Raw genomic sequence first — 20,744 nt, forward strand, 5'->3', positions numbered from 1 at the left:
CGTCGGGAGTCTTATGCGTACGCTGCTGATCGCTGACATGCATTTGAGTAACGACACCCCTGAGCTCAATCAGGGGTTTTATCGTTACCTGGAGCATACCGCCAAAGGGGCCGAGGATCTTTACATTCTGGGCGACCTGTTCGACGCCTGGATCGGAGACGACTTGCTGGATACGCCTCACCCCCTCAGCGGGGTGGCCCATGAGGTGATCAAGCGCCTGCGGGCACTGAGCGATGCGGGCACGTCCATCTTTTTCATTCACGGCAACCGGGACTTTCTGATCGGCGAACGCTTCATCAACGCCTGTCAGGCCACCCTGCTGCCCGACAGTGAGCAAGTGGAATTGCAGGGCGTAGCCGCCGTCATTCTGCACGGTGACAGCCTGTGCACCAAAGATGAGGCCTACATGGCGTTTCGCGCCCAGTCTCGCCACCCTGAGTGGCAGGCGCAGATCCTGGCCATGCCGCTGGAGCAGCGGCTAGAGTTGGCCAAGAGCCTGCGTATGCAGTCTGGGGATGCCAACGCCAACAAGGCCGAAGCCATCATGGATGTGACCCACGCAGAAGTCGTGACCACGATGCAGCGCCATGGGGTGAACATCATGATCCATGGCCACACCCATCGCCCCAAGGTCCATGACCTCACCGTCGAAGACGTGCCTGCCAAACGCTTTGTGTTAGGCGATTGGGATAGCGAACACGGCTGGGATATTGTCGTGGAGCACTCGAGCGAGCGCCACCCAGAGCCCGTACTGCGCCAGTTCTCGCTGATCCAGCCGCCTGGTAGCGACAGCGAATCGCATTGAGCCATTGAGCACAGGCCCCGTCATGAAAAAGCCGATCACATGGATCGGCTTTTTAGTTTTAGCGCTCTATCCTGGCATCACTGCGCAGGTCATCGATCAATCCTTGAATGATCGCCTGAGCCCGCAGTTGTTCTGCCATTTGTGACACGAAAGCATTCATCTGCTCGTCGGCCTGCCCTTCGTTGACACTGTCCAATGCAACGACAGCAACGCCCTGAGGCAAGGTCACGGCACGGTAAACGCTGTCGCCCTCTTCAGGGTGTGGCATGCGGAACACTTCACGGATCAGCACCTGAGGCAGCGTACTGTCAGACTGGCGAGAGACGTTATTGGCTTCCAGCCACTCCAGCTCAACGGCATCGCCCGCACGGAGCAAGGCGATCAATTCTGCTGCCTGCTCCTGAAGTGCTTCTTGGCGCTGCTGAGCAGCAACAGCCTGCTCTACTTCATCGCGCACTTCATCTAGGGGCAGAACAGTTGCATCACGATGCTCGGCGACACGAAGCACTAAGCGGCGGTCGTTGTCGAGCTCAATCACTTCGCTGTTGTAGCCCTCTTCCAGCACGTCAGCGCTGAACGCCTCATCCAGCACGCCCGGCTCGGAAAGCGCTCCTTCACCTTCCCCACGCGCCAACCAGTCGCTCTCGTTGAGCGTCAGGCCGAGGTCATCCGCAACGGACTGCAGATCGTCTGCCGCGAAGCTCTCATCGATCAGACGCTGCACCTGACGATTGAAGTCATCATTGACCTCACGCAGCGCCACTTCCTGAGCCAAACGGTCACGCTGCTCTTCGAAAGAAGGCGCATCCAGCTCGGTAACCTGCAGAATATGGAAAGCACCGTCCATTTCGACGACCTGGGACGTCTCACCGACCCCAAGGGCAAACGCTGCGTCATCGAAGGCATCACCAAAGAAGCCGCGACTGATCACGCCCAGATCACCACCCTGCTCGGCACTAGCGGTGTCATCCGAAAAACGCACGGCGGTATCGGCGAAACTCTCACCACGGCTCAGGTCAGCCAGCGCTTCATTGGCTAGCTGCTGGGCCTCTTCACGGCCACGCTCGGAACCAAAGGTCACCATGATATGGGAAACACGACGGTTGGCATCGCGATTCTGCTCACGCCAGGCAGCGCGGAGTTCGCTCTCGTCCACAGCAATATCTTCAGCCATGGCCTGGCGGTCGATCACCACGTACTCGACGCGCACCTGTTCCGGGCGCTCGAAGCGTTCCTGGTTGGCGTCATAGTAGGCCTGCATCTGCTCCTCGGTGACCTCTACTTCATAAGCAGCATCATTGGCATCCAGCATCACGTAGCGGAAATCTCGCTGCTGGCCTTGCAGGTCTGCCAGACGCTGCTCTTCATTGGCCAAGCTGAAGTCACTGAATGCCAAGCCCTGCTGCAGTTGCTGACGCTTGATATCCATCCGCAGCTCTTCACGGAACGAGAGCGGCGTGTAACCCGCTCCTGCCAGACGATTCCGGAAAATTTCTGCAGAAAAGCGCCCATCCTGATCATGAAACTCAGGCAGTGTCACGATCATCTGGTCAAGCTGAGCGTCGGAGACGTAAAAACCGCCGTCCTCAGCATACTGACGCAGTAAAGACTGAGTGATGAGCTGGTCGAGCATATCGTTGCGCAGTGCCCGCTCCTGCTCAGGAGGCACTTGCCCAGAACGCAGCGCGCGCTGCACTTCTAGCTCAACTTGCTGACGCATAATGGGTTCGCCATTAACGCTCGCCACTTCATTGGGGTCGCTACCAAAGACACTGAACAGCGACTCCACACCAAAAAGCGCCATGGCCGCGACCATGACACCAATGATTATCTTGGCACCCCAGCTTCTGGAGCCATCTCGTATACTTTGCAGCATGCTAGCCTCAGATCATCAAAGCCATCTATTGCCCAAACCATCGGGCCAGAAAAGAACATGGGCGCATCGCGGATGCGATGCGCCCATTAGGTTACAGCAAACGCGAGCCAATTAGTTGACGGCGTCTTTCAGCGCTTTACCGGCTTTAAAGCTGGGCACTTTTGCTGCGCTGATTTCGATTGGCTGACCCGTTTGGGGGTTGCGACCAGTACGCGCAGCACGCTCTTTAATAGCGAAGGTACCAAAACCTACCAGAGAAACACTCTCGCCTTTTTTGAGGCTATCGGTGACAGACTCCACCATGGCATCCAATGCGCGGCTTGCCGCTGCTTTAGGAATATCTGCAGATGCGGCAATAGCTTCAATCAGCTCGGACTTATTCACACTTCACCCCTTAACTGTTTCAAAAAATGGCTCTGGACGGCACGGCCACCAAGTGCATCAACCTCAAAGCATAGCTGCGTTTTATAGCAATGCCTTGAAACACCTGTCAAGCGACCGGACCGTGAAATCCCCGTTGCTCAAGGCATTGGGCAAACTTATTAAGTAAAATTAAAGCAAAACTGCTTTAACGCTTAATGGGTACTTGCAACAGCATTTGCATTGAAAGACTTATCTGCGCCCTTTAATGAAGCGCCTTCGGCAACATTCTCTGCCAGCGCCACGGCCAGCACGTCATCTATCCAGCGTACGGGGCGAATATCAAGCGCTCCTTTGATATTCTCCGGTACTTCCTTGAGATCTCGACGATTTTCCTCAGGGATTAAGACGGTCTTTATACCACCCCGCCTAGCCGCCAGCAATTTCTCCTTTAGACCCCCAATCGGTAATACTTCACCACGCAGGTTTACCTCCCCTGTCATGGCCACATCGCACCTTACTGGCCGCTGAGTATAAGCGGAGACAATCGCCGTTACCATGGCAATACCAGCACTGGGCCCGTCTTTAGGTGTGGCACCTTCGGGCACATGGATGTGCAGGTCTTCGTTTTCGAAGCGCTGGGGGTCAATTCCATAGGCCTGAGCACGCGCCTTCACGACGGTTTGTGCTGCACTTACCGACTCTTTCATGACATCACCAAGCGAACCGGTCTTGTTAATACGACCTTTACCTGGCGTCACTACCGACTCAATGTTGAGCAGCTCCCCACCTACGGACGTCCAAGCCAAACCGGTTACACGACCGACTTGGTCCTCCTGCTCCGCCAAGCCATAGCTATAGCGGCGTACACCGGCATAAGTCTCAATCTGATCAGCGGAGAGCACTTGCTGCGCCTGCAGCTTGTTGCCTGCCTTATCTTTCGAGGTGCGCTCAGCTTCTAAGCGCTCACGCAGCACTTTACGGCACACTCTAGCGATCTGACGCTCAAGCTCGCGCACACCCGCCTCACGAGTGTAGTAGCGCACCAACTCAAGCAACGCGTCGTCATTCAGCGCTAGCTCTTCTTCCTTAAGCCCATTAGCTGCTAGCTGCTTGGGTAGCAGGTAGCGCCTAGCGATGGCGAGCTTCTCGTCTTCGGTGTAGCCCGGTAGACGAATAATCTCCATACGGTCCAGCAGCGGGCCTGGGATATTCATTGAGTTCGCGGTGCAAATAAACAGCGTCTCAGAGAGGTCGTAATCCAGCTCAAGGTAGTGATCACTAAAGCTGTCGTTCTGCTCGGGGTCCAATACCTCTAGAAGCGCTGACGCCGGATCACCACGGTGGTCCATGCCTAGTTTATCCACCTCATCCAACAGGAAAAGCGGATTTTTCACCCCGGCACGGCTCATACGCTGTATCAGCTTGCCTGGCAGCGAGCCAATATAGGTGCGGCGATGGCCACGGATTTCCGACTCATCGCGCACACCACCCAGCGCCAGGCGGACGTACTTACGATTTGTCGCGCGGGCGATGGATTGACCAAGGGACGTTTTACCTACCCCAGGCGGTCCTACCAAGCAGAGCACCGGCCCTTTCATTTTCCGTACGCGCTTTTGTACGGCTAGGTACTCAAGAATGCGCGCCTTCACTTCTTCCAGGCCGTAATGATCTTCATCCAGCACCTGCTGGGCTTTTACCAGATCGTGCTTAACGCGCGTGCGCTTTTTCCATGGAACGGCAATTAGCCAGTCCAGATATGAGCGCACTACGGTCGCCTCAGCAGAATTGGCAGCCATCATTTTGAGCTTATTAAGCTCTTGAGTCGCTTTATCAGACGCCTCTTTGGGCATCCCAGACTCTTTGATCGCCTGTTCGTACTTTTCGGCTTCGTTGGGTACATTATCCAGCTCACCCATCTCTTTCTGGATGGCCTTCATCTGCTCATTGAGATAGTACTCACGCTGCGTTTTTTCCATCTGCTCTTTAACACGCGAGCGGATGCGCTTCTCGACCTGGAGCAGATCAATCTCAGACTCAATCAGCGCCATCAGGTGTTCAATACGGTCGCGTACGCGATCCATTTCGAGCAGCTCTTGCTTGTCACCAATTTTCAGCGACAGGTGGGCGCAGATGGTGTCGACCAAACGGCTAGGGTCTTCGATGCCCGACAGCGAGTTAAGCACTTCGTTGGGCACTTTCTTAGACAGCTTGACGTACTGCTCGAACTGATTGAGCAGGACACGCACTAGCGCTTCTTGCTCACGACTGGTAAGCGGCTCGCTTTCACGTGGGATTAAGTGCGCCTGAGTGTAGCCCACTTCATTTTCTTCGATATCGATAACATCAGCGCGGAAGCTGCCTTCAATCAACACCTTTACAGTGCCATCAGGCAGCTTAAGCAGCTGCATGATGTCAGCGACGGTCCCCATCGCGTAGAGGTCCGCATTATCAGGATCATCCTGTGAGGCCTCGCGCTGAGCCACCAGCAGTACACGCTTGTCGGCTTCCATCGCTGCCTCTAAGGCTTGAATGGACTTCTCACGGCCAACAAAAAGCGGAATAACCATTTGCGGATACACAACCACATCCCGCAAAGGCAACAGGGGTAGACATTGTGTCTGATCGGCGTTCTGCTGCATCGCAGACGTTCCTCAAATTCGGATGAGTACTTGAAGGGTACTTAGCCAAGTACCTCACAGTATGAAAGGGCATGACACGATACATCACCGTGTGCTGGCCAGCCGTTTCAACAATAACGTAGAACAACAAGGGGCCGCCTAGGCGACCCCTTGGTTTGGCACAAGCGGTGAAAGCTAGGCCGTGGTACGTACCGAAGGGTTAACCGTCAGTACCGTCGACCCGCGCTTCTTCCTGCTGCGAGTAGATCAACAGTGGCTCGCTTTCGCCAGCAATGACGGAACCATCGATGACGACCTTGCTCACCCCTTCCAAGGAAGGAATTTCATACATGGTATCCAGCAGCACAGACTCTAGGATAGAACGCAGCCCACGAGCACCGGTTTTACGTTCCATGGCTTTCACAGCCACAGCCCGTAAGGCGTCGTCTCTAAACTCAAGCGTGACGCCTTCCATCTCGAAGAGCTTGGCATACTGCTTGATCAGCGAGTTTTTCGGCTCAGTCAAAATCTGAACCAGTGCGTCTTCTGTCAGCTCAGTCAGCGTTGCAATCACTGGCAGGCGCCCCACAAACTCAGGAATCAAGCCAAACTTGACCAGATCCTCTGGCTCGACATCCGCGAGTAGCTCGCCAACGCCTCGCGAAGACTCTTTGCTTTTCACGCTGGCATTGAAACCAATACCGCCTTTCTCAGCACGGTCGCGAATGACTTTATCCAAGCCAGCAAAAGCACCACCCACAATAAACAGGATATTGGCCGTATTGACCTGAACAAACTCCTGCTGGGGATGCTTACGCCCACCTTGGGGAGGAACGGACGCCGTTGTGCCTTCAATTAGCTTCAGCAGCGCCTGCTGTACGCCTTCGCCAGAAACATCACGGGTAATCGACGGGTTATCCGATTTACGCGAGATTTTGTCGATTTCATCGATATAGACGATGCCGCGCTCGGCTTTCTCAACATCGTAGTCGCACTTTTGCAGCAGCTTTTGGATGATATTTTCAACATCTTCACCCACATAGCCTGCTTCGGTCAGCGTCGTTGCATCAGCAATAGTAAAAGGTACATTCAATAGCCGCGCCATGGTCTCGGCGAGGAGCGTTTTACCGCTACCCGTCGGGCCAATTAGCAGGATGTTGGACTTACCTAGCTCCACATCGCCTTCACGTACTTCTGACTTCAGACGCTTGTAGTGGTTATAAACCGCTACAGACAGCACCATCTTGGCGCGGTCTTGTCCGATGACGTAGTCGTCCAATGTATGACGTATTTCGCGGGGCGTAGGTAAACGCTCCTCATCGCTCTCGGCATCGGCTTCGAGAACTTCTTCGCGAATGATGTCATTACATAAGTCGACACACTCATCGCAGATATACACGGACGGGCCGGCAATCAGCTTACGAACTTCGTTTTGGTTTTTACCACAAAACGAGCAGTAAAGCAGTTTGCCACCTTCGTCCTTGCCTTTGCCGTCGGCCATTCGCGTACCTCTGTCACTGCGGCGGCTGACGCCGCCTGAAAAGCTCGTTAGAAAAGCAGAATCCTATCACGCTATCAGGATGTAGGTCGCTTATCCAGCACTGCGTCAATCAAGCCATACTCTTTTGCTTTATTGGCGCTCATAAAATTGTCGCGGTCAGTATCCTGAGCCACTTTCTCAACATCCTGGCCAGTGTGGTGAGCCAGAATTTGATTCAGTTTCTCACGAATACCGAGAATTTCACGGGTGTGAATCTCAATATCCGACGCTTGACCTTGGTAGCCACCTAGCGGCTGGTGAATCATCACGCGGGAGTTAGGTAAGCAGTAACGCTTGCCCGCAGCGCCTGCTGTTAGCAGGAGCGCGCCCATGCTGGCAGCCTGACCAATACATACGGTGGAAACATCCGGCTTGATAAACTGCATGGTGTCATAAATTGACATACCCGCCGTTACCGAACCACCGGGTGAATTGATGTAAAGATGGATATCCTTATCGGGGTTTTCAGACTCAAGAAACAACAGCTGCGCCACGACAAGGTTAGCCATGTAATCTTCTACCGGCCCTACCAGGAAAATCACACGCTCTTTTAAAAGGCGCGAGTAGATGTCGTAGGCTCTTTCCCCTTTGGCGCTCTGCTCAACCACCATGGGCACTAAACCGCCGGCGTTTTGAATATCAAACTCACTCATTCGGGTGATTCCTTGCGTCCGGTAAGGGAAAAGCGCACCCAGATAGGGTGCGCCACGCGATGAGATCAGGCGCCTGCCTGTTCGCCCTCTTCGGCCTTCTCATCTTGCTCAGCCTGCTGCTGAGCAGCAGCCAGCGCTTGCTGGTAAGACATTTCGACGTCTTTGACGTTCGCTTGCTCAAGCAGCTTCTCAACGGCTTTCTCTTCGAGAATGGCAGATTTTACCTGGGTTTTCAGCTGCTCATTACCCATGTAGTACTCAACCACTTCGGATGGATCTTGATACTGCTCAGCCAGCTCTTCTACTTTGGCTTTGATGGCCGCGTCGTCTGCGTCCAGTTCATTGGCTTTGATCACTTCAGCTAGCAATAGACCAACCTGAACACGGCTCTTCGCCTGCTCTTCAAACAGCTCATTCGGCAGCTGGCTAACGTCAAAATCGTCACCCAGGCCAAACTGCTGAGCGGCTTGACGCTTCATGCCGTCCGTTTCTTGCTGAACCAGCGCGGTGGGCACGGGAATGTCGTTCGCTTTTTTCAGCGCATCCAGCACCTGCTGCTTAACACGGTTGTCAACAGCCTGAGCCGCTTCGCGGGTCATGTTCTTTTTAATTTCAGCACGGAATTTGGCTTCATCGCCGTCTTCTACACCGAAACGCTCGATGAACTCAGCATCAACTTCCGGCAGTTTCTGGCTGCTTACTTTGTGAACGGTCACCTTGAAGGTGGCGTCTTGACCGGCCAGATGCTCGGCTTGGTAATCCGCTGGGAAAGTGACGGAGATGGTTTTTTCTTCGCCTGCTTTAACACCGATCAGTTGCTCTTCAAAACCTGGAATGAAGCTGTTAGAACCGATGACCAACGCGTGGCCTTCTGCACTGCCACCTTCAAACGGCTCGTCGCCCAGGAAGCCTTGGAAATCGATGGTGACTTGGTCACCGTCAGCAGCGGCAGCGTCAACTTCTTCCCATGCGGCGTTTTGCTTACGCAAGGTATCGATCATTTCATCGACATCTGCTTCGCTGACAGACACAACTGGGCGCTCAACGTCTGTACCTTCGATAGAGGTCAGCTCAACCTGCGGGTAAACTTCCATTACCGCAACGAACTCAAGGTCTTTACCCTCTTCATTAACTTTTGGCTCAATCTGCGGGAAACCGGCAGGGTTGAGTTCTTTTTCTGTGATCGCGCGAACGTAGCGTTCACGCATCACTTCGCCTACCACTTCACTGCGCACGCTGTCGCCATAGCGCTGACGCACGACGGCCATTGGCACCCGGCCTTGGCGGAAACCGTTCAGGCGAACGTTTTTCGCGGTGTCTTTCAAGCGAGCGCTGACGGCCTCGTCGATTTCTGCTGCCGGCACTTGAATCGTGATACGGCGTTCGATCTGGGAGGTCGTCTCGACGGAAACTTGCATGAATTGTCCTCTAGCGGCTGGGCGTTGTGTTGATTGCGTAAAATATGTTCAAGGGGGCAATTTTAAGAACCCTGACGCATGGTGGCAAGCGCCATGCTCGCAAGATGGGGGCGCAAGCACCAATTACAAGGGTTTAAAGGTACAAAAATCGTTACTCCCGCGCAGACCACCACAGGGAAACCGCATGCAGCAGCAGACCACACGTCGCCGCGTGAGAGATAAAGACCTGCCAGCTAATCCAATCAGTAAACATGGCGTGCCAAGCCCCCATCACCAGCGCCCCGAGCACTAGCATGATCGCTAGACGCTTTATTAGTGCTGGTAGCGCCTGACGAGCCTCTTGAGACAGCATCCTCCACTGGAACGCGGCTGCGCCAGCCACTAGCACCAAGGCCATCAGCAGAAGGGTTTGGCGCGTCTCATGCCCTCCCACCATATAGCGCGGGAGCGCAGCGAGCATCACGATGCATAAGCCAACCGCTACGCTCACTCGCTTGGGAGAGTAAACCGTTTGCTGCATGGCTATGCTACCTTTAGCTTCTGAGCATCAATCCACTCCTCTACCCACGGCACCGCTGCATCATCCGCCATGAAGGTTTCCATCGCGTCGATTTCAAGGCGCTCACCTAAACGGTGGGCGCCATGATCCTGCAGCAACTCATCTAAGGCTCTCCCCGCGCCACAGAACGTATCACCGTAGGAACTATCGCCAAGCGCGATCAACCCATAACGCAGTCCCGCCAGCGAGGGGCTTTGATCTTTTAGACTGCGAACAAAGGGCACAAAGTTACCGGGAAAATCACCGCTCCCCGTGGTAGACACACAGAAAAGCGTTAGATCACTGGCTTGGGAAACATCGTCTACAGAGGGCTGTTCTGAAATATCAACGTCATAGCCCGCCTGCTCAAACAGCGGCTTTACCTGCTCAGCAACGTCTAACGCACCACCATACATGGTGCCGACCAGAATGGTTAACTTAGGCATTGGCCTACTCCTCGGCAAAGTTGTCGTACTGCGCTTTGTTAAGTCCGCAAAGTTCAGTCGACAAATACCTGATGAATTTGCTCAAATATTAACACGACTGACAAAAATGACGCACGCCCCACCATGGGCTACCGACAATCGTCCAACAGGAGCGCTTATGCAGCAGACCTTTGAGACATGGATCACGCCCATTATGATTGGCGGCCTGATCATTTTTATGTGTTTTATTATTTGGGATCTCGCAAAAAAATCGAACGCAGGCAAATTTGGCACGATTATGTTGTTTGTGGTACTAGGTGCCGGAATGTTGGGCTACGTCATTAAAGTGGTGATCACTTGGCTGATTGAGGGTGGAGGTATTTAGCCAGATAGCGCCCTATTTGTAGCCTATAAAAAAGGAGTGCCATTAGGCACTCCTTTTCGTTGGGCAGCTTGATGTACTCGCTACTGACCACTTGAGTAGCGTTCTACCTGCTGCTTTAGCTTTTGCCCGGGGCGAAAAGTCACCACACGCCGGGCAGAGATAGGGATTTCTTCGCCAGTTTTAGGGTTTCGACCAGGCCGCTCGCGCTTATCACGCAGATCAAAGTTACCAAACCCCGACAGTTTCACCTGCTCGTTTTCACGCAAACAGGCGCGGATTTCTTCAAAGAACGCCTCCACCATCGCTTTTGCTTCTCGCTTCGACAGCGCCAGCTCAGTATGCAAATGCTCAGCTAGCTCTGCTTTGGTCAACGCACCCATAGGGCTCCTCCATGTAGCATACGCATTGCCAAGAACGTGATAAGCGTCGTGTCATGGCATAGCTTAGTTAGCCGCGAAGTTCGGCATCTAATTCGGCTCGCACGTTAGTGATGATCGAGTCGACCAACTGGTTGATTTCTTCATCATTTAGCGTGCGCGAAGCGTGCTGCCAGGTCAAGCCCAATGCAATACTCTTATAGCCCTCGGCTACGCCTTTACCAGCATAGACATCAAATAGCTTAATGTCTTTCAAGTAATCGCCTGCCTGAGCTTTTGCACAATCAAGTAGCGCTTGCACAGGCGTTGCTTCTTTGAGCATAAACGCCAAATCGCGTCGCACTTCTGGGTAGCGTGAAAGCGGCTCAAAGGCAGGAATTTCCCCCTGACTCAATACATCTAGGCGAACTTCAAACAGCACCGCATCAACCTTAAGCCCCAGCTTGGCACGCACTTGCGGGTGCAGTGTGCCAATCCAGCCGGCGGGTTCGCCATTGTAAAAGAGCTGGGCGGTTTGCCCAGGATGCAGAGAGGGGTGCTCGCCCGGCTCAAAGCGCCAAGCTTCCCGGGCCCCACCCATTGCCAAAAGACTCTCTAGATCTCCTTTCAGGTCATAAAAATCTACCTGAGCCTTAGTGCTGCTCCACCCCTCCCCTTCACGGCCACCGCACACTAAGGCGCCCATCATCGGCTCTTGGGTTAAGTTATCGAGATGGCCGTTAAATACCAGCCCTGTCTCGAAAATGCGCACACGGGTTTGCTGGCGATTGAGATTATACTCTAGGGCACGCACTAAGCCCGGGAAAAGGCTGGCGCGCATCACCGAGAGGTCCGACGAAATCGGATTCGCAAGCACGGGGGACACAGCATCTGGCAGCATTGCTGCCTGCAGGTCCGGCGCTACGAAGCTGTATGTCACCGCCTCCTGGAAACCGCGAGCAACCATCTGGTTGCGCAACTGAGACTGAGTGAGGAGTGCCTCGTTAGCTGGGCGAAGTGCTAGTCGAGCGGCTGGGCGACGAACCGGAAGGTTATTGTAGCCATGGATACGCGCCACTTCCTCGATGAGGTCTTCCTCAATGGCAACGTCAAAACGCCAGCTAGGGGCGACCACTGACCAACCTTCCGCCTGTTTATCAACCTCAAGCCCTAAACGCTGAAGGATATCGGTGACATCATCCGGCTGCAGCCGCTTGGAGAGCGCACTCTCAAGGCGAGCCTCGCGAAGCATAATGATGCGCGGTGCCGGTAAATGCTCATCGCTTACCGTCTCAACCACGGGCCCTGCCTGCCCCCCACAAATCTCCATCAGGAGCTTTGTAGCACGCTCAACCGCCATGGCAGGAAGCTCTGGATCGACGCCACGCTCATAACGATGCGATGCGTCGGTATGCAGACCGTAGGAACGCGCCTGCCCAGCAATGCCAAGCGGAGCAAAAAAGGCCGACTCAAGAAAAATCGTGTGCGTTTTTTCGTTTACCCCTGAATTTTCTCCCCCCATGATGCCAGCCATTGCCAGGGGGCCACGCTCATCGGCAATTACCAGTGTTTCAGGGCGAAGTGCTACCTCTTGGCCATCCAGCAGTGTTAAACGCTCCGCCTCTCGTGCCAAACGGACAGTAATGCCACCCTGCAGGTTGTCCCGATCAAACGCATGCAGCGGTTGACCAAGCTCTAGCATGACGTAGTTGGTGACATCCACCACAGGGTCAATCGAGCGTACGCCGCTGCGACGTAGCCGCTCAACCATCCACAGCGGCGTTTCAGCCTCGACATTCACGCCCTTAATAACGCGCCCTAAGTAGCGAGGGCACTGCTCAGCCGCCTCAATAGTGACGGGGAAAGTATCGTCGATACTCGCTTCAACGACTGTGATCTCAGGGCCACTTACCGGCAGGCGGTTAAGCACACCTACCTCTCTCGCAAGGCCTTTTATGCTCAGGCAGTCGCCGCGGTTAGGGGTAAGATCCACCTCGATGGTCATATCGTCGAGCTGCATATACTCGCGAAAGCTAGTGCCCACGGGGGCCGACGCCGGTAACAACAGGATACCAGAAGAGGTTTCTTCCTCTAACCCTAGCTCTGATGCCGAGCAGATCATGCCGCGCGACTCAACGCCACGCAGTTTTGCCTTTTTGATTTTAAAATCGCCCGGCAGCACGCCACCCACTTGGGCGAAGGGAATTTTCTGACCCACATCAACGTTGGGCGCACCGCATACTACTTGCACCGGCTCACCAGTACCGTCGTTCACCGTGCATACGTTGAGCTTATCGGCATCAGGATGCTTCTCTTTGGACAGCACTTCAGCCACGACCACACCGCTAAAGGCAGCGGCGACCGCTTCAACGGCATCCACTTCAAGGCCCGCCATGGTGATCTGATCGGCAATGGCCTGAGTATCAAGCTGCGGGGATACCCATTCACGCAGCCACTGTTCTGAAAATTTCATGTTGATTCCCGTCGCTGGCAGCGGTCTTAGGTGAATTGACGAAGAAAGCGCAGGTCGTTCTCAAAGAACAAGCGCAGGTCATTAACGCCGTAGCGCAGCATCGCCAAACGCTCTGCGCCCATACCAAAGGCAAAGCCGGTGTATCGTTCGGTATCAATGCCGGAGTGCCGGAAAACTTCAGGGTGCACCATCCCGCAGCCCATCACTTCCAGCCAGCCGCTATGTGAGCAAACACGACAACCGTTACCACTACACATCACGCACTGAATATCGACCTCAGCAGAGGGTTCAGTGAATGGGAAGTAAGAGGGGCGGAAGCGGACCGATAGATCATCACGCTCAAAAAACGCCTGAAGGAAGTCTTCAATGGTGCCTTTTAGATCAGCAAAGCTCACGCCCTCATCGACCAACAGACCTTCTACCTGATGAAACATCGGCGTATGCGTCAGGTCCGAGTCGCTGCGATAGACGCGCCCCGGGCAGACGATACGGATGGGCGGTTCACTACTCTTCATGGTGCGTACTTGCACAGGAGATGTATGAGTGCGCAGCAAGCGTGTAGCATCGAAATAAAACGTATCTGCCATCCCCCGCGCCGGGTGATGCGCGGGAATATTGAGCGCCTCGAAGTTATGGTAGTCATCCTCAATCTCAGGACCTACCGCCACATCATAACCAACGCGGGTAAACAAACCCTCTATGCGCTCAAGCGTGCGTGTCACAGGGTGTAAGCCACCACTCTCCTGCCCACGCCCCGGCAATGTTACATCGATCCGCTCAGCTGCCAAGCGGGCATTCAGCGCCTCACTCTCAAGCTGCTGGCGTTTGGCGTCTATCTCGGCTGATAACGTTTGCTTGGCTTGGTTAATTTGCTCACCAGCCGCAGGACGCTCTTCTGCCGATAGCTTGCCCAGCCCTTTCAATAAGGCCGTCACTTCGCCTTTTTTACCCAAGTAACGTACGCGCAACTCATCTAGCGCTGAGACACTCTGCGCAGCTTGAATAGCATCGCGGGCCTCTAACACCAGAGTAGGAAGGTGGTCCATCCGATTTACTCCGAATTAAGCGGTTCCATCTTTCAAGATGGCTGGCATGTTGAAGGTGACAAAAAAACAGGGGAAGAGCGGCTGCTCTTCCCCTGCATGGGTCACTCTGAAATGACCTCGGCATTTCACACTGAATTTAGCTCAGTGCAAATTGCCTTATTGGGCAGCCTTGGCTTTTTCCACGATAGCAGCAAATGCCGCTTTTTCGTGTACTGCCAGGTCGGCCAATACTTTACGGTCAATTTCAATACCGGCTTTCTTCAGACCGCCAACAAAGCGGCTGTAAGACATGCCGTTGATACGCGCACCAGCATTGATACGCTGAATCCACAGCGCACGGAATTGGCGCTTGCGGTTGCGGCGGTCACGGTACGCATACTGGCCGGCTTTGATGACAGCCTGTTTGGCTACGCGGAAAACACGCGAACGGGCACCGTAGTAACCTTTGGCCTGCTTCAGTACTTTTTTATGGCGACGACGGGCAACTACGCCACGCTTAACACGGGTCATAACACACTCCTGACTTTATGACTGAGGCTAAATGCACTCAGATAAGAAAATTCGACCTTACAGGTTCGGCAGCATGCGCTGGATCAGCGCTTTGTCGGAAGCATGAATCTGCTTCATGCCACGCAGCTGACGCTTACGCTTGGTCGACTTCTTGGTCAAGATGTGGCTACGGAAAGACTGCTTGTGCTTGAAGCCGTTAGCGGTCTTTTTGAAGCGCTTAGCAGCGCCGCTGTTGCTTTTGATTTTCGGCATGAGAGAACTCCGCTCGATATTTTTTAGAAAACCCAGGGCCGACCAGCGCCTTCGCACTGGCCCGTTAACTTCGCCGTTGGATCACTTCTTTTTCGGGGCAAGAATCATGATCATTTGGCGGCCTTCCATTTTCGGGAAAGACTCCACCACTCCGATCTCTTCCAGGTCTGCTGCGATTCGTTCCATTAGCTTACGGCCAATGTCCTGGTGCGCCATTTCACGACCACGGAAGCGCAATGTGACCTTACCCTTGTCACCACCTTCCAAGAAGCGGATCAGGTTTTTTAGCTTCACCTGATAATCGCCTTCGTCGGTGCCAGGACGGAATTTAACTTCCTTAACCTGGATTTGCTTCTGCTTTTTCTTTTGAGCCGCTTTCTGCTTTTTGGTCTCAAAAACGAATTTGCCATAATCCATGATTTTACAAACAATCGGATCGGCATTCGAAATTTGCACGAGATCTAAACCGGCAGCTTCCGCACGCTCAAGAGCCTCAGTGGTGGGCACAACACCCAACTGCTCACCTTCGGCATCAATTAGACGTACTTCTTCTTCGGTAATACGCTCGTTCATTGGTGGGCGTTTGTCTTGTGGACGCCCGCGCTGATTGCTTCGCTTGATCGCTCCGTCTCCTTAGGCAATTGACGATGTCGCCAGGGCTGCTCGCTCTGCATTAAAACGTTCGATGAATTCATCGACAGTCATGGTGCCGAGGTTTTCGCCGCTACGAGTTCGCACGGCCACTGAGTCAGCTTCGACTTCCTTATCTCCCACCACAAGGAGATAGGGAACTTTCTGTAACGTATGCTCACGGATTTTAAAGCCGATCTTCTCGTTCCTCAAGTCCGCCTTAACCCGTAAGCCATTTTTTTGCAGCCGCTGCTCCAAATCAAGCGCGTAATCACGCTGTGCGTCGGTAATGGTCATAAGCACAGCTTGCTGCGGGGCCAACCATAGTGGCATAGCACCAGCGTAATGCTCAATTAGTATACCCAGGAATCGTTCAAATGAGCCCAGGATAGCACGATGGAGCATTACAGGGGTTTTACGCGTGCCGTCTTCATCGACGTATTGCGCCCCTAAACGCCCTGGCAAATTAAAATCTAGCTGAAGAGTACCACACTGCCAAACACGATTCAGACAATCTCTTAACGCAAACTCAATTTTCGGCCCATAAAACGCACCTTCACCCGGCTGCAGATCCCAAGCCAAGCCAGTAGTGTTCAGCGCGGCCTCAAGGCCCTGCTCTGCCCGATCCCACATTTCGACTTCACCCAGAAAGTCTTCGGGACGGGTGGAGAGCTTGAGCTCAACGTCTTCAAAACCGAGCGTTTTATAGACTTGCAGCGTTAGAGCAATAAACGCCTCAGCCTCAGCCTGAATCTGACTTTCGGTACAGAAAATATGGGCATCATCTTGCGTAAACCCACGAACCCGCATCAGACCATGCAGCGAGCCTGAAGGTTCATTTCGATGACAGCTACCAAATTCAGCCAAACGTAGCGGAAGGTCACGGTAGCTCTTAAGGCCTTGATTAAAGACCTGCACGTGACATGGGCAGTTCATCGGCTTCACCGCATACTCGCGCTTTTCCGACTCTGTGGTGAACATCAATTCACTGTAATGTCCCCAGTGGCCTGATTTCTTCCACAGTGACAAATCCACTACTTGCGGCGTCTTGATTTCCTGGTAGCCATGCTCACGTTGAATTTTACGCATGTACTCTTCTAACGCCTGATACATCGTCCAACCGTTAGGGTGCCAAAAAACCATCCCAGGCGCTTCTTCTTGAAGGTGGAACAAGTCCATCTTCCGCGCTAGCTTACGGTGGTCTCGCTTCTCAGCTTCTTCCAGCCGCTTCAAGTAAGCTTTTAACTGCTTTTTATCGCCCCATGCCGTGCCATAAATGCGCGTCAGCATCGGATTGGAGGAGTCACCACGCCAGTAAGCACCTGCCAGCTTCGTCAGCTTAAATGCCTTTAAGTGTCTTGTGTTAGGCACATGGGGTCCACGGCACATGTCCGTGTACTCTTCGTGGTGGTAAAGGCGGATAGTCGCACCTTCCGGGATATCACGGATGATCTCTTGCTTATACGGCTCATCACGCTTTTCAAACGTTGCCATCGCTTGGTCGCGGCTGACGTACTCACGAATAACATCGTACTCATGATCGATGAGCGACTGCATGCGCTTTTCAATGGCTTCCATATCGTCTGGCGTGACTGATTTGCCAAAGTCAATGTCGTAATAAAAGCCATCATCAATGACCGGACCGATGGCCATTTTGGCATCGGGATATAGCTGTTTCACCGCATGACCAATCAAGTGAGCACACGAGTGACGAATAATTTCCAAACCTTCTTCATCGCGGGCAGTAATAATAGAGACGTCCGCATCCTGCTCAATCATATCGGCAGCATCAACCAGCACCCCGTTAATTTTGCCTGCCACACAGGCCTTGGCCAAACCAGGGCCAATGGACTCTGCTAGCTGCATAATAGAGAGTGGTGCTTCAAACGCTCTTTGGCTGCCATCGGGCAGTGTCACAATAGGCATTCAGGTATTCCTTGAGCGCAGTGGTGATCCATACCAAGGATCACATTTCGCTATCAATGGTCGGGGTATTGGGCACATCTTGAAGGCTGCTCAGCCTACCAGAATTTATGACTGCGTAAAATAAAACGGGAGGCATAAGCCTCCCGCTCTTTGTCAAAGGGTTTAACGAACCAGCATGCTGGCTCTACCCATTGATTAATCAGCTAAGTGGATTACTTCCACTCATCCAGTTCTACACGACGGTTCTGGAAACGACCCTCTTCGGTATCGTTGGTTGCCACGGGACGCTCTTCACCGTAGCCCACAGCACGCATACGGTTAGCTTCGACGCCGCGCTGGTTCAGATAGGTTGCAACGGACTCAGCACGACGCTGAGACAGATCCTTGTTGTACTGGTCAGAACCACGAGAATCGGTGTGACCTTCAATGCTCACACGTACATCTGGGTTGTTAACCAGACGCTCAGCAACGCCGTTAAGAACATTTTGTGCATTCGGTGTTAGCTGGGCGGAATCGAACTCAAAGTTCACATCCTGAAGAACAACGCTTTCCGGGCAACCCAGTGCGTTTACGTCAACGCCTGCCGGGGTATTCGGGCACTGGTCACGGTAATCCGGCACGCCGTCGTTATCGGAGTCCAGCGGGCAACCGTTGGCGTTAACTTCTACACCAGCCGGCGTGCCCGGGCACTGGTCACGGTAGTCCGGCACGCCGTCACCGTCGGAGTCCAGCGGGCAGCCTTCGGCATCAACAGCAACGCCAGCTGGCACTTCGCCGTAGCTCGGGCACTGCGGTGCTACCGGCTCAGGTGTACGATCTGCACACAGCAGACCACCGATAGCTGCGCCAGCCGCTGCGCCGGTTGCGGCACCCGCATCTTCATCTGAGCTGCTGCTGGTGGCATAACCAATGCTACCGCCGATGATACTGCCCGCCAAACCACAAACCGCGGGGTGCTGGTACCAGCTTTGGCCGCTGTTGGCGCCTGCTTGGCCAGAAGACTGAGAGGCTGAGCTAGCGCAACCTGACAGGCCGACGACTAGAGCAGAACCGATTAGCAAGCCAGTCGTTGATTTTTTCATGCAAGACTCCTTCTTGATCCAATGCTGACATGGTCTAGAGACCAAATCTATCCAATGCTTCTTATGGCGAGAGCATCCATTTTTCGCTGTTCTGATCCAGGACGGGGTTCCCCTGCCCCTGAAACTGAACGTGGTGCCTATCATTAACGTTTCAGCGTTAGAAGGCAACAATGCCGAGATATCAACTTCTTGCCAATACCGACCTTACCAGCATAGCAAAGCTCACATCGATGGCATTAAAAATTTTTAATGAAGAACGGAAGGGCCTTTAGCGCGCCATTTAATTACCTCTGCGGCGGCTGCGAGCACCGCAGGTCGCATCTCATCTTCCACAGCTAGCCTTTCCTTGTCCTCTTGCATTCTTTCCCGTGGGGTCAACTGTTTGCGCGCAGAGTGCGTCTTGAGATGACGCGTACGGCTATAAACCTCGGCGAACGCCTGAAACTCAGGTCGTTCAGAAAGACTTGGATCGACGATTTCAAGCAGCACTTTACAGCGCCAGGAACCCTCGGTGATGTCGACTTGCTCTTGGACGAGAGCGCTCACCACGTAGTCCAGATTTTCTAGGCTGTTTTGCTGAGCACGCCGTTCTTCTTCCAGTCTAAACGCTTCACGGCGCTTCACTTCGCTTCGCAATTTATGGGCGTAGGCGACCAACCCGGCGATGATTAGCACAGCGACAACGAACAGTAAAAGTGCAACCGTTGAACTCATAAAGCCCCTGAAACGTATAAAATGCTTAACGAGAATTGTACACCTAATTGCCTCAAGTAGACCAACCTGATTCATGCGCCTTCAGGTTGCTTGCATTTGATGGGCAAAGAACAGTAACCTGCCCCGCCTTTTGGTACCGCCAGCACCACCACGCCCATCCCATGCTCAGCGCTAGCAATACAGCCCCTGCCGTATGCAACAAGGCTAACCAAAGCGGCAGCCAGAGCAGAACGTTAGCGACCCCAAGCGCCACCTGTAAGCAATAAGCTCCTAATGCGAGACTCAAGGCGATGCTGACTACTTTGATGCCCCGATAGCGCCACCATAACGCTAGTAAAGCGGCACCCAACAACAGTGCTCCCATACGATGGACCATATGAATAGCGGTGCGAGCATCTGCGTGTAGTTGACCATGGAGATAATTAGGGCCAACGCTTTGGGTTAGGTGGAAGCCTTCGCTTAGGTCCATGCTTGGCCACCATTGTGAATTACAGGTAGGAAATCCTTGGCAAGCAATACCGGCATAGTTGCTTGTGACCCAGCCACCCAGTGCAAGCTGCAACAATAAAACCCCACCTGCCAAGTACCACAGTACGCCACCCTTTTTAGCTTGCCCTATTTGCCCACGCCATGAACGGCGTATGCGAAGATGTAGCCAAAAAAACAGCATTAAAACGCTCAATCCTCCGAGCAAATGCAGCGTGACAACCTGTGGCCACAACTTAAGAGTAACGGTAAACGCACCAAACGCGCCCTGAACGAGAATAACGATCAGTAACGCCAAGCTAAGTCGCCATGGATATTCTGGACGTTTGCGCAGTGACCAGCCCATTGCCACGATGGTGAGCACAATCAAGCCCAATAAACTGGCTACATAGCGGTGAGCCATCTCTACCCAGGCTTTGAAGGGCTCTAAAGGAGCATCAGGATGTCGAAGCGCCGCATGATCACTATCGGGAACAATGAGTTTGCCATAACAGCCAGGCCAATCAGGGCAGCCTAGGCCAGCATCCACTAACCGAGTCCATGCGCCTACCAATATGACGAACGCAGTCAACAGGGTTCCCGCCAGCGTAACCCTCATGAGCCAACGAAGACGGCACTCTCGGTAGGTCTTCATTAAGTTTCCTTACG

20 protein-coding genes are annotated in these 20,744 nt (G+C 53.6%); 2 read left to right on the forward strand and 18 right to left on the reverse strand.

Annotated features, from left to right (window positions below; translation table 11 throughout):
* Nucleotides 1-13: 13 nt before the first annotated feature.
* The gene (locus tag BMY49_RS06130) at nucleotides 14-805 is read left to right on the forward strand and encodes a UDP-2,3-diacylglucosamine diphosphatase (protein WP_054645075.1); all 792 of its coding nucleotides are present in this window, start codon (nucleotides 14-16) and stop codon (nucleotides 803-805) included.
* 58 nt (nucleotides 806-863) lie between these two features.
* On the opposite strand, the gene BMY49_RS06135 is transcribed toward BMY49_RS06130, so the two are convergent.
* The 8 genes from BMY49_RS06135 to BMY49_RS06170 all read right to left on the reverse strand — a co-directional run bounded on the left by BMY49_RS06135 (nucleotide 864) and on the right by BMY49_RS06170 (nucleotide 10,257).
* Nucleotides 864-2,681: a SurA N-terminal domain-containing protein gene (locus BMY49_RS06135; RefSeq protein WP_062361284.1), complete on the reverse strand. Its 1,818-nt coding sequence runs from the start codon at nucleotides 2,679-2,681 to the stop codon at nucleotides 864-866.
* 111 nt (nucleotides 2,682-2,792) lie between these two features.
* Nucleotides 2,793-3,065, reverse strand: a complete 273-nt coding sequence (locus BMY49_RS06140) for an HU family DNA-binding protein (RefSeq protein ID WP_044629421.1) — start codon at nucleotides 3,063-3,065, stop codon at nucleotides 2,793-2,795.
* A 191-nt stretch (nucleotides 3,066-3,256) separates the two neighbouring features.
* Complete coding sequence (gene lon / locus BMY49_RS06145) at nucleotides 3,257-5,683, reverse strand: endopeptidase La (RefSeq protein ID WP_089675206.1); 2,427 nt, start codon at nucleotides 5,681-5,683, stop codon at nucleotides 3,257-3,259.
* Nucleotides 5,684-5,882: 199 nt separating this feature from the next.
* Nucleotides 5,883-7,163, reverse strand: coding sequence for an ATP-dependent Clp protease ATP-binding subunit ClpX (gene clpX, locus BMY49_RS06150; RefSeq protein WP_062373880.1), 1,281 nt, complete (start codon nucleotides 7,161-7,163; stop codon nucleotides 5,883-5,885).
* A 74-nt stretch (nucleotides 7,164-7,237) separates the two neighbouring features.
* Entirely contained in the window at nucleotides 7,238-7,855 is a 618-nt protein-coding gene (gene clpP, locus BMY49_RS06155) for an ATP-dependent Clp endopeptidase proteolytic subunit ClpP (RefSeq protein ID WP_044629424.1), read from the reverse strand.
* A gap of 65 nt (nucleotides 7,856-7,920) precedes the next feature.
* On the reverse strand, nucleotides 7,921-9,273 hold the full coding sequence (gene tig / locus BMY49_RS06160) for a trigger factor (protein WP_074210538.1): 1,353 nt from the start codon (nucleotides 9,271-9,273) through the stop codon (nucleotides 7,921-7,923).
* A 151-nt stretch (nucleotides 9,274-9,424) separates the two neighbouring features.
* Nucleotides 9,425-9,793, reverse strand: a complete 369-nt coding sequence (locus BMY49_RS06165; protein ID WP_044629426.1) for a hypothetical protein — start codon at nucleotides 9,791-9,793, stop codon at nucleotides 9,425-9,427.
* A gap of 2 nt (nucleotides 9,794-9,795) precedes the next feature.
* The gene (locus BMY49_RS06170; RefSeq protein WP_074210537.1) at nucleotides 9,796-10,257 is read right to left on the reverse strand and encodes a flavodoxin; all 462 of its coding nucleotides are present in this window, start codon (nucleotides 10,255-10,257) and stop codon (nucleotides 9,796-9,798) included.
* Between the two features lie 157 nt (nucleotides 10,258-10,414).
* Here BMY49_RS06170 and BMY49_RS06175 point away from each other — a divergent pair, with 157 nt between their 5' ends.
* Nucleotides 10,415-10,621: a DUF2788 domain-containing protein gene (locus tag BMY49_RS06175; RefSeq protein WP_058576340.1), complete on the forward strand. Its 207-nt coding sequence runs from the start codon at nucleotides 10,415-10,417 to the stop codon at nucleotides 10,619-10,621.
* An 80-nt stretch (nucleotides 10,622-10,701) separates the two neighbouring features.
* Here BMY49_RS06175 and BMY49_RS06180 read toward each other — a convergent pair whose 3' ends face one another.
* The 10 genes from BMY49_RS06180 to BMY49_RS06225 form a co-directional block, all read right to left on the reverse strand.
* On the reverse strand, nucleotides 10,702-11,001 hold the full coding sequence (locus BMY49_RS06180; protein ID WP_044629429.1) for an integration host factor subunit alpha: 300 nt from the start codon (nucleotides 10,999-11,001) through the stop codon (nucleotides 10,702-10,704).
* Nucleotides 11,002-11,068: 67 nt separating this feature from the next.
* Nucleotides 11,069-13,450: a phenylalanine--tRNA ligase subunit beta gene (pheT, locus tag BMY49_RS06185; RefSeq protein WP_074210536.1), complete on the reverse strand. Its 2,382-nt coding sequence runs from the start codon at nucleotides 13,448-13,450 to the stop codon at nucleotides 11,069-11,071.
* Between the two features lie 26 nt (nucleotides 13,451-13,476).
* Nucleotides 13,477-14,496, reverse strand: a complete 1,020-nt coding sequence (gene pheS / locus BMY49_RS06190; RefSeq protein WP_044629431.1) for a phenylalanine--tRNA ligase subunit alpha — start codon at nucleotides 14,494-14,496, stop codon at nucleotides 13,477-13,479.
* 156 nt (nucleotides 14,497-14,652) lie between these two features.
* Nucleotides 14,653-15,006 carry a 50S ribosomal protein L20 gene (gene rplT, locus BMY49_RS06195; protein WP_009097607.1) on the reverse strand — a complete coding sequence of 118 codons (354 nt, stop codon included), beginning with the start codon at nucleotides 15,004-15,006 and terminating at the stop codon, nucleotides 14,653-14,655.
* A gap of 57 nt (nucleotides 15,007-15,063) precedes the next feature.
* Nucleotides 15,064-15,258, reverse strand: a complete 195-nt coding sequence (gene rpmI / locus BMY49_RS06200) for a 50S ribosomal protein L35 (protein ID WP_009724291.1) — start codon at nucleotides 15,256-15,258, stop codon at nucleotides 15,064-15,066.
* A gap of 81 nt (nucleotides 15,259-15,339) precedes the next feature.
* A complete protein-coding gene (infC, locus tag BMY49_RS06205; protein ID WP_074210535.1) occupies nucleotides 15,340-15,879 on the reverse strand; it encodes a translation initiation factor IF-3 in 540 nt (179 codons plus the stop codon).
* Nucleotides 15,880-15,891: 12 nt separating this feature from the next.
* Nucleotides 15,892-17,814 (reverse strand): threonine--tRNA ligase, encoded by a 1,923-nt coding sequence (gene thrS / locus BMY49_RS06210; RefSeq protein ID WP_089675207.1) that lies wholly within the window; start codon nucleotides 17,812-17,814, stop codon nucleotides 15,892-15,894.
* A gap of 212 nt (nucleotides 17,815-18,026) precedes the next feature.
* Nucleotides 18,027-18,896 carry an OmpA family protein gene (locus BMY49_RS06215; RefSeq protein WP_054641112.1) on the reverse strand — a complete coding sequence of 290 codons (870 nt, stop codon included), beginning with the start codon at nucleotides 18,894-18,896 and terminating at the stop codon, nucleotides 18,027-18,029.
* A gap of 246 nt (nucleotides 18,897-19,142) precedes the next feature.
* Nucleotides 19,143-19,610, reverse strand: a complete 468-nt coding sequence (locus BMY49_RS06220) for a DUF2489 domain-containing protein (RefSeq protein ID WP_054641116.1) — start codon at nucleotides 19,608-19,610, stop codon at nucleotides 19,143-19,145.
* A gap of 52 nt (nucleotides 19,611-19,662) precedes the next feature.
* The gene (locus tag BMY49_RS06225) at nucleotides 19,663-20,730 is read right to left on the reverse strand and encodes a COX15/CtaA family protein (RefSeq protein ID WP_074210533.1); all 1,068 of its coding nucleotides are present in this window, start codon (nucleotides 20,728-20,730) and stop codon (nucleotides 19,663-19,665) included.
* Between the last annotated feature and the right edge of the window lie 14 nt (nucleotides 20,731-20,744).

Origin of the sequence: Vreelandella aquamarina (assembly GCF_900110265.1) — a bacterium.
Classification (GTDB): Bacteria; Pseudomonadota; Gammaproteobacteria; order Pseudomonadales; family Halomonadaceae; genus Vreelandella; species Vreelandella aquamarina.

What these genes read in the sequence shown, in the direction of transcription:
- BMY49_RS06130 (WP_054645075.1), top strand. Translation starts at nt 14, where the DNA reads ATGCGTACGCTGCTGATCGCTGACATGCATTTGAGTAACGACACCCCT.
- BMY49_RS06135 (WP_062361284.1), bottom strand. Translation starts at nt 2,681, where the DNA reads ATGCTGCAAAGTATACGAGATGGCTCCAGAAGCTGGGGTGCCAAGATA.
- lon (WP_089675206.1), bottom strand. Translation starts at nt 5,683, where the DNA reads ATGCAGCAGAACGCCGATCAGACACAATGTCTACCCCTGTTGCCTTTG.
- clpX (WP_062373880.1), bottom strand. Translation starts at nt 7,163, where the DNA reads ATGGCCGACGGCAAAGGCAAGGACGAAGGTGGCAAACTGCTTTACTGC.
- clpP (WP_044629424.1), bottom strand. Translation starts at nt 7,855, where the DNA reads ATGAGTGAGTTTGATATTCAAAACGCCGGCGGTTTAGTGCCCATGGTG.
- tig (WP_074210538.1), bottom strand. Translation starts at nt 9,273, where the DNA reads ATGCAAGTTTCCGTCGAGACGACCTCCCAGATCGAACGCCGTATCACG.
- BMY49_RS06165 (WP_044629426.1), bottom strand. Translation starts at nt 9,793, where the DNA reads ATGCAGCAAACGGTTTACTCTCCCAAGCGAGTGAGCGTAGCGGTTGGC.
- BMY49_RS06170 (WP_074210537.1), bottom strand. Translation starts at nt 10,257, where the DNA reads ATGCCTAAGTTAACCATTCTGGTCGGCACCATGTATGGTGGTGCGTTA.
- BMY49_RS06175 (WP_058576340.1), top strand. Translation starts at nt 10,415, where the DNA reads ATGCAGCAGACCTTTGAGACATGGATCACGCCCATTATGATTGGCGGC.
- BMY49_RS06180 (WP_044629429.1), bottom strand. Translation starts at nt 11,001, where the DNA reads ATGGGTGCGTTGACCAAAGCAGAGCTAGCTGAGCATTTGCATACTGAG.
- pheT (WP_074210536.1), bottom strand. Translation starts at nt 13,450, where the DNA reads ATGAAATTTTCAGAACAGTGGCTGCGTGAATGGGTATCCCCGCAGCTT.
- pheS (WP_044629431.1), bottom strand. Translation starts at nt 14,496, where the DNA reads ATGGACCACCTTCCTACTCTGGTGTTAGAGGCCCGCGATGCTATTCAA.
- rplT (WP_009097607.1), bottom strand. Translation starts at nt 15,006, where the DNA reads ATGACCCGTGTTAAGCGTGGCGTAGTTGCCCGTCGTCGCCATAAAAAA.
- rpmI (WP_009724291.1), bottom strand. Translation starts at nt 15,258, where the DNA reads ATGCCGAAAATCAAAAGCAACAGCGGCGCTGCTAAGCGCTTCAAAAAG.
- thrS (WP_089675207.1), bottom strand. Translation starts at nt 17,814, where the DNA reads ATGCCTATTGTGACACTGCCCGATGGCAGCCAAAGAGCGTTTGAAGCA.
- BMY49_RS06215 (WP_054641112.1), bottom strand. Translation starts at nt 18,896, where the DNA reads ATGAAAAAATCAACGACTGGCTTGCTAATCGGTTCTGCTCTAGTCGTC.
- BMY49_RS06220 (WP_054641116.1), bottom strand. Translation starts at nt 19,610, where the DNA reads ATGAGTTCAACGGTTGCACTTTTACTGTTCGTTGTCGCTGTGCTAATC.
- BMY49_RS06225 (WP_074210533.1), bottom strand. Translation starts at nt 20,730, where the DNA reads ATGAAGACCTACCGAGAGTGCCGTCTTCGTTGGCTCATGAGGGTTACG.